The sequence below is a fragment of the Sphingobium sp. LSP13-1-1.1 genome (genome assembly GCF_040676415.1).
Lineage (GTDB): Bacteria > Pseudomonadota > Alphaproteobacteria > Sphingomonadales > Sphingomonadaceae > Sphingobium.
In genome coordinates this window covers 1-327 of sequence record NZ_JBEGHU010000075.1, presented here as the reverse complement: position 1 = coordinate 327, position 327 = coordinate 1, and the positions used below count along the sequence as shown (strand labels likewise).

Sequence of the window (327 nt, the reverse complement as noted above, 5' to 3'; positions counted from 1 at the left end):
TCTCGCCGCGCTGCGCCACCCTGTGTTCGGACGAGAATGAGGCCGCGCTGAAGCGGGTCGTGGATTTCTGCCGCACCTATGGCGTTGCCAAGATGGGGATCCAGATCGGGCACGCCGGGCGCAAGGGATCGCAACAGCCGCCGGCACTGGGCGGCAAGGCATTGACCGCAGAGGAAGGCGCCTGGGAAACGGTCGGACCGTCGGCCATCCCGTTCGGTGACTTTCCGGCGCCCCGCGCGCTGACCAGGGCCGAGATGCTCGACCTGATCGAAGCCCACCGCCAGGCCGTCGCGCGCGCCGAACGGATCGGTTTCGACCTGATCGAGA

At 68.2% G+C, this 327-nt stretch carries 1 pseudogene; it reads left to right on the top strand.

The annotated features are described in order from the left end of the window. Nucleotides 1–327: pseudogene (locus tag MRBLSP13_RS20800) on the top strand (oxidoreductase); the annotation flags it as partial.